Source organism: uncultured Flavobacterium sp. (assembly GCF_963975005.1).
Classification (GTDB): Bacteria; Bacteroidota; Bacteroidia; order Flavobacteriales; family Flavobacteriaceae; genus Flavobacterium.
Window position 1 is genome coordinate 1 of record NZ_CAXBFR010000136.1, and the last position, 7,211, is coordinate 7,211.

Sequence of the window (7,211 nt, forward strand, 5' to 3'; positions counted from 1 at the left end):
AACTACTGTAACGGTTTTTCCACCTAAAGCAGCTTGTCTTGGAGATTGAGCTAAATTAAGAAATTGATATACATATTTACCTCCTATTTGACCGAAAGAAACGGTCGAAAGGAAAATGAAACATATAATTAGGCAATTCTTTAACATAGCAAATGTTGTGTCAACGTTTATAACGCGGATGCGAAGATAAAATTATATAAATCAATATACAAAATTGTTTTAGGGAATGAATTGAGGAAATTATTTTTATATATTTACAATTGAAAATAAAAGACTAAATATATTGACTGCTTATTATTTTAAATTTGTAAATTTATATGTTGCTAGAAATAGTGGTACAAAAATCTAAAAAAAAATATGAAAACAACTATAATTTTAATGTTCTTTTTATTTGGTTTGAATTTGCATTCTCAAACTTATGTTTTAGATAGTTCATTTGGAAATTCAGGTACCATGCAGTATAACAATGGTTTATATCATGTTAAAAATGGATTACTTGTGAATAATAACTACTACTTTATTTCAAATACTACTATTGCTAAAGTGGATTACAGTGGACAAATTGTCTCAGCTTTTGGTGTTAACGGATATAAAACATTACAACAAACAAATGAAACACTAAATATTTCAGATTTTACATTTTATAACAACTACTTTTATCTATATGGTTCGGTAAAAAATAATACAACTAACAATATCGATATCTACATCAGTAAAGTAGATGAAACTGGAAATTATGACACCAATTTTGGTGCAAATGGAATACTTAAATTAGATTTTGAACCTACAGATAGTATCACTAGCTTTTTAATAGAACCTTCAGGAAATCTTTATTGCATTGGAACAAAATATAATCAAAATATTACTAACTCTAGTAGATTAGTTCTTTTCAAGATTAATAGTAATGGTACCTTAAATACTTCCTTTGATACAAATGGATTTAAAGAAATTAATCTCAACTTATATACAAGTGGTGCATCTATAATTTTCTATAATAATACATATATGCTTTTAGGGACTACTACAGAATTTGACGGAGCTTCTAATAGAAGGCGAATAATGATATCTCAAGTAGATATAAATGGAAACTTAGATACTAGTTTTGGAACCAATGGTTTCAAAGTTATACCACTTGAAAGTTTTGGCATTTATTATAATACAATTAATAGTGTTCAATTATTGAATAATAAATTATATATAAATATGAATCAAGGAGGCGCCATGTTAGGTGACAACGATAATAAACTATTAATATATGATTTAATTAATGATCAAATAATATCTTCAATTGGTCAGAATCAATTTATATATACTAAAGTTGACAATGATGGAGCATTTATGACATCTTATTGTTATACTTGTTGTGGAAACAATTATTATGCTTGTGATAATACTTTTGAATTAAGAAAAAAAAATCTAGATGGAACAACTGATTCTACTTTTCATATAAATGGCACTTATTCTTATGAATTCTCATATACTCAACCAGCTCCAACAATTGGCGACAGTAGATCCTATGTTTTTATAAAAGAACCTAGTGGAAAATTCTTAATTGCAGGCTTTGTATATAACTTTTTTAGTACACCTGGATTTTCTGCCATAAGAATTACCCCAGGAACTTTAAATCTAAATTCTATTGTTCTTAACGACAATAATTCAATTTTTCCAAATCCATTTAATGACAAAATAATTTTTAAAAACACAACTCCTTTAAAAAATATAACTATTTATGATTTAATTGGTAGAAAAGTTATTGAACCTCCATTTCAATATGAAAATACAAGTTCAAATATAGATTTATCAAACATTTTAGAAAAAGGAACTTATTTAATTAAAATTACAACTGAAAAGAATGAGATTATAACCAAAAAAATAATTAAAAATTAAATTAATTCCGCCAACAAAAGTTTTAGTTATTACAATTTTTGGGGTTTAATTAAAAGTTTACTTTATATCTTTTGGTCGGAGATTATTGGTTATACTTATTTAATCCACAACAATTGCAAAATATCACAAAGTTTATCTTAAAAAAAATCCCAAGCCTAAACTTGGGATTTCATATATATAAAACTTTTATTTCTAATTAAGAAAGCGCTGCTTTAACTTGGTCAGCTGCTTCTTGGAATTGTACAGCCGATAAAATTGGCATTCCAGAATTATCGATTAATTCTTTAGCAATTTCTGCGTTTGTACCTTGTAATCTTACAATGATTGGCACTTTAATAGCGTCACCCATGTTTTTGTAAGCATCAACAACTCCTTGTGCTACTCTATCGCAACGAACAATTCCACCAAAAATATTGATTAAAATTGCTTTTACGTTGTCATCTCTTAAGATAAGTCTAAAAGCTGCTTCAACACGTTTTGCATCTGCAGTTCCACCAACATCTAAAAAGTTTGCTGGTTCGAAACCTGCATATTTAATTAAATCCATAGTAGCCATTGCTAATCCAGCTCCGTTTACCATACACCCAACAGTTCCGTCAAGATCAACATAGTTTAACCCAACTTCTTTTGCTTCAACTTCAATTGCGTTTTCTTCTCTAATGTCGCGCATTGCTTCAATATCCTTTTGTCTGTATAATGCGTTATCGTCAATATTAACTTTAGCATCAACAGCCATGATTTTATCATCTGAAGTTTTCAATACTGGATTGATTTCAAACATAGACGCATCAGAACCAATGTAAGCATTGTATAATGAAGCAACAAATTTTGTCATTTCTTTGAATGCATTTCCACTCAATCCTAAATTAAAAGCAATTCTTCTTGTTTGAAAAGCTTGTAAACCTACAGCAGGATCAATTTCTTCTGTAAAAATTAAATGAGGTGTGTGTTCTGCAACTTCTTCAATATCCATTCCACCTTCAGTCGAATACATAATCATATTTCTTCCAGTTCCTCTGTTTAAAAGTACTGACATATAAAATTCAGAAGTTTCAGATTCACCAGGATAATAAACATCTTCAGCAACTAAAACCATGTGCACTCTTTTACCAGCAGCAGAAGTTTGAGGTGTTACTAAATCCATCCCTATAATTTGTCCTGCAATTTCTGCAACTTGATCAAGGTTTTTTGCTAACTTAACTCCACCACCTTTTCCTCTTCCACCAGCGTGAACTTGAGCTTTAATTACGTGCCATCCTGTTCCAGTTTCTTCAGTCAAAATTTTTGCTTTAGCAACTGCTTCTTCTGCATTGTTAGCCACATAACCTCTTTGGATACGTACACCATAACTTGCTAATATTTCTTTACCTTGGTATTCGTGTAAATTCATAATTTATATATCGATTATACTATTTTAAAAAAGTGATACAAAAATAGAAAACTATTCTGTAACTGACTAATGATTTGGTTTTTTTTATTTGGAGTATTTTATCTCTTAAAATATTTAAACTTTATATGAATTAATATTAAAATTGTTATAAATAAAACAATTTGTTATATTTTGTTATTATTTTACAATATTAATAAAATTCAAGAATTATACTATATTTTTGTAATCCTAATATTAAAAAATGAAAACAAAAGATTTAGTTCAGTTAGCAGAAGAGTTTGGCAGTCCACTGTATGTTTATGATGCAGAAAAAATTGAAGCACAATACAAACGATTAACTATTGCATTTAATAAAGTAGAACGCTTTAGAGTTCATTATGCTGTTAAAGCTTTATCAAATCTTTCTATACTTAAATATTTAAAGAGTTTAGGTTCATGTTTAGATACTGTTTCTATTCAAGAAGTACAATTAGGTTTACATGCCGGTTTTGAACCGTCTCAGATTATTTATACTCCAAATGGAGTTTCGATGGAAGAAATTGAAAATGTTGCTGCTTTAGGCGTTCAGATTAATATTGACAATCTTTCTATTTTAGAACAATTTGGTACAAAACATCCTAAAACCCCTGTTTGTATTCGTATAAATCCACAGGTAATGGCTGGTGGAAATGCTAATATTTCTGTGGGACATATTGATAGTAAATTCGGAATATCGATTCACCAATTGCCTCATTTGTTGCGAATTGTTGAAAACACAAAAATGCATATCAACGGAATTCACATGCATACAGGTTCTGATATTTTAGATGTTGGTGTATTTTTATATGCTGCTGAAATATTATTTGACACAGCAAAACATTTCAAAGAATTAGATTTTATTGATTTTGGAAGTGGTTTTAAAGTGCCTTATAAAAAAGATGATATTGAAACTGATGTAGAAGAATTCGGAAAAAAATTAACTAAAAGATTTTTAGCTTTCGAAAAGGAATATGGTCGTGAATTGACATTAGCCTTCGAACCAGGAAAATTTTTAGTGAGTGAAGCTGGTTTCTTTTTGGCAAAAGTAAATGTCGTAAAACAAACAACTTCAACTGTTTTTGCTGGAATTGATTCTGGTTTTAATCACTTGATTCGTCCAATGTTATATGGTTCACAACATCATATTGAAAACATATCTAATCCAAAAGCAAAGGAACGCTTCTACTCTATCGTTGGTTATATTTGTGAAACGGATACTTTTGCCAATAACCGAAGAATTTCAGAAATTACTGAAGGTGATATTTTATGTTTTAGAAATGCAGGTGCTTATTGTTTTTCAATGGCTTCTAACTACAATTCTAGAGTAAAACCTGCTGAAGTTTTATGGTTGAATGGAAAAGGACATTTGATTAGACAAAGAGAAACGTTTGAAGATATTCTGAGAAATCAGGTTGAAGTTACTTTTTAAGTAAGTATACAATAAAAAAAAAAGCATGAATTAATAGTATTTAATTCGTGCTTTTTTTATAGTTTTTTTCTTTATTTATTAATCAAAATTTCTTGCAACAACTCAGCTTTTGTGCCATTTGGGTAAGTTATTTTTAACAATTGAGATAGTGTTGGAGCAATTTGTGTGATTTCTTTTCTATCAAATGATTCTCCTTTTTTAATATGCCAACCGTAAAATAATAAAGGTACGTGAGTATCATAAGCATAAGGACTTCCGTGTGTTGTTCCTGTTGAAGAATATTCTAAATAACCTGGTTTTTCAAGGATTACAAGTTCTCCATTTTGAACTGGATCAAATCCGTTTGCTATTAACTTTAAGTAATAATCACTTCCAGATGAAGCTAAGATTTCATCTTCTGTATAAACTCTTTTTACAAATTTTTGAGTATGAAGATAATCTTTGAAAGTTTGTTTTACATCATTTAAATTCAAACCTTTATATTTAATTATATCTTTCTTAAAAAACACATTAGAATTTGAATAATCTAAAATTAAATCATCACCATAAGTTGTTTTAGAGAAAGCTTCTAAATCGTTGCGTAATGTTTTTGAATTCGTATTTGTAACATCATATTTATTGTCTTTTAAATAGGTAACATTTTCTGCACCAGCATGATCTGCAGTTAAAAATACCAAATAATTACCTTTACCAACACTTTTATCTAAATAGTTTAAAAAATCAGCTATAGTTTCGTCTAAACGTAAGTAGGTGTCTTGTAATTCAATAGAACGTGGTCCAAGTATGTGACCAATATAATCTGTTGAAGAAAAACTCACTGTTAAAAAATCCGTTATTTCGTCTTTACCTAAAGCTTCTTTTTCAATAGCTTTTTTAGCAAAATCAGCCAATAAATTATTTCCGAAAGGAGTTGCTCTTAACACACCTGCATCATTATTTTCATACATATCTTTTAAATTGTATGGAAAGAATGGTGTTTTCTTATATAATTTTCCTTCATAAGGATTGTTATCTGTCAGACTTTCGTTGTAAGTTTCTTTTGGTTTTAATAATTCCCATCCCTTTTGAACATAAGTTTCATAATGTTTTTCATTATTGAAATCTGCAACCCAGTTTGGTAAATTTTCACCATAAAAAGTACTTGAAATAAAAGAACCCGTTTTACTGTACCAAAAAGCCCAATTAGCAAAATGTCCAGCTGGTAAAATTGCACCTCTGTCTTTTAAACTCATTCCAATAACTTTTCCTTTAAAATTGGTTGCTAACTTTAATTCATCTGTAATTGTAGTGCTTTGTAAATTTTTTGGAGACATTTTTCCTTCACTTTCTACTCCATCACCAAGGGTTGAAACTGAATCATCATCAGTACAATACATGTCTTTCCCAGTAGCTTTGTTGAACCAATCGTTTCCTACAATTCCGTTTACTGAAGGAGTTGTTCCTGTGTATATTGCTGCATGGCCTGGAGCTGTATAAGTTGGCATGTAATTATAATGTACGTTTTGAAAAGAATAACCATCTTTTATCAAACGCTTAAAACCATTTTCTGAAAAATCACTTGAAAATCGATTTAAATATTCGTGTTTCATTTGATCTACAACGATTCCTACTACTAATTTAGGTTTGTCTTGAGCATTTGCAAGTATTGAAGTTAGAAGTGTAATTGCAATTGTTAATTTTTTCATCAGTATTTTTATTGAATTACAAAAATAAGGAATAGATCCGATTTGAATGTGATGAAAATCTTAAATTAATTACATCTATGTATAAATTCCGTTTAGAAGACAGAATTTTAAGAGAACTAAATTACTTTTTATGCTTGAACTGATAATTATGCAGTTTCAAGTTCGAAGATATTTTTTTCTTTTTTGAAGAGAATTCTTTTCTTTCCTCAAGGACTTCAGTAATAGAAATTGTTTTATGACTTGTTTTCTTCTTAAAACTGTCAGTTCCTAAATTTTCAATATAATTGCTTATAAACTGATTTAAAACATTTAATTTGTCTTTTTCTACTGAATAAATTGAACTTTTACCTGAAAAAGTAATATTAATTAGGTTTGCTTTTTTAAGTTCAAGCAAATGATTTGAAACTGTGGATTGAGCTAATGGCAAAATTTTAACGATATTTCCACAGGAGCAAGATTCTTTACTCAATAAAATATTCATAATTTGAATTCTTGCAGGATGACCTAAAGCTTTAAATACTTCTGCAATATTGTTTATATCTTCCTTAAAATCAACATGTTTGGTTACTCCCATTTTACTTAAGTTTTATATCAATCGCAATTTAACGATTATAAATTAAGAAAAACAAAAGTTATCAACAAAATAAGATTAACTGTTAATAAATTAAGATTAAACGCATAAAAAAGGAATAAAGGCTACTTTAATCGTGATAAGTAGATATTAAATTGAATTATAACTAAAAAATATTACTTTTCAATTTCAATATTATATTCAATAATCATATCATCATAAGTAATGTAA

At 28.5% G+C, this 7,211-nt stretch carries 5 protein-coding genes; 2 read left to right on the forward strand and 3 right to left on the reverse strand.

Annotation, left to right across the window (positions count from 1 at the left end; genetic code table 11):
- The first annotated feature begins 357 nt into the window (after positions 1–357).
- A complete protein-coding gene (locus tag AACZ53_RS12865; RefSeq protein WP_339839183.1) occupies positions 358–1,887 on the forward strand; it encodes a T9SS type A sorting domain-containing protein in 1,530 nt (509 codons plus the stop codon).
- A gap of 196 nt (positions 1,888–2,083) precedes the next feature.
- On the opposite strand, the gene sucC is transcribed toward AACZ53_RS12865, so the two are convergent.
- Positions 2,084–3,277 carry an ADP-forming succinate--CoA ligase subunit beta gene (gene sucC, locus AACZ53_RS12870; RefSeq protein ID WP_339839186.1) on the reverse strand — a complete coding sequence of 398 codons (1,194 nt, stop codon included), beginning with the start codon at positions 3,275–3,277 and terminating at the stop codon, positions 2,084–2,086.
- A gap of 241 nt (positions 3,278–3,518) precedes the next feature.
- Here sucC and lysA point away from each other — a divergent pair, with 241 nt between their 5' ends.
- Positions 3,519–4,724, forward strand: a complete 1,206-nt coding sequence (gene lysA, locus AACZ53_RS12875) for a diaminopimelate decarboxylase (protein WP_339839189.1) — start codon at positions 3,519–3,521, stop codon at positions 4,722–4,724.
- A gap of 71 nt (positions 4,725–4,795) precedes the next feature.
- On the opposite strand, the gene pafA is transcribed toward lysA, so the two are convergent.
- Entirely contained in the window at positions 4,796–6,409 is a 1,614-nt protein-coding gene (gene pafA, locus AACZ53_RS12880; protein ID WP_339839191.1) for an alkaline phosphatase PafA, read from the reverse strand.
- Positions 6,410–6,530: 121 nt separating this feature from the next.
- On the reverse strand, positions 6,531–6,983 hold the full coding sequence (locus tag AACZ53_RS12885; protein ID WP_339839193.1) for a metalloregulator ArsR/SmtB family transcription factor: 453 nt from the start codon (positions 6,981–6,983) through the stop codon (positions 6,531–6,533).
- Between the last annotated feature and the right edge of the window lie 228 nt (positions 6,984–7,211).

Bases quoted from the DNA above. Each gene is read 5' to 3' on its own strand.
- lysA (WP_339839189.1), top strand. From the start codon at position 3,519: ATGAAAACAAAAGATTTAGTTCAGTTAGCAGAAGAGTTTGGCAGTCCA.
- AACZ53_RS12885 (WP_339839193.1), bottom strand. From the start codon at position 6,983: ATGGGAGTAACCAAACATGTTGATTTTAAGGAAGATATAAACAATATT.
- pafA (WP_339839191.1), bottom strand. From the start codon at position 6,409: ATGAAAAAATTAACAATTGCAATTACACTTCTAACTTCAATACTTGCA.
- sucC (WP_339839186.1), bottom strand. From the start codon at position 3,277: ATGAATTTACACGAATACCAAGGTAAAGAAATATTAGCAAGTTATGGT.
- AACZ53_RS12865 (WP_339839183.1), top strand. From the start codon at position 358: ATGAAAACAACTATAATTTTAATGTTCTTTTTATTTGGTTTGAATTTG.